Raw genomic sequence first — 229 nt, 5'->3', positions numbered from 1 at the left:
GCTGGCGCCCCGGCCTACGTAGCGAGGGGCGGCTGGGTGGTCAGCACTATGGAGCCTGAGGAGATTCCCGAATTCGTGGTCAAGTTCGTACCTGGCGTAGATGCAATCATCGCGAAACGAAACGATGCAGAAGCCGAGCGAGAACAGCAGCTGCGCCCCGTCCTCGAAGAACTCACGCGGCGCGGCTACCCCCGCGATGTCGGCTAAAGGGCTCGGCGCTGCGTAGCTA

1 protein-coding gene is annotated in these 229 nt (G+C 63.3%); it reads left to right on the top strand.

From position 1 onward, the window contains the following. The coding region (locus BV453_RS01980; protein WP_249520750.1) for a hypothetical protein at window positions 1-207 on the top strand (207 nt) is incomplete at its 5' end. Between the last annotated feature and the right edge of the window lie 22 nt (window positions 208-229).

It is taken from the genome of Microbacterium sp. ER1, from assembly GCF_023383675.1.
Lineage (GTDB): Bacteria > Actinomycetota > Actinomycetes > Actinomycetales > Microbacteriaceae > Microbacterium.
The sequence above is the reverse complement of the archived record's forward strand: the minus strand, read 5'-3'. Positions and strand labels throughout refer to the sequence as shown.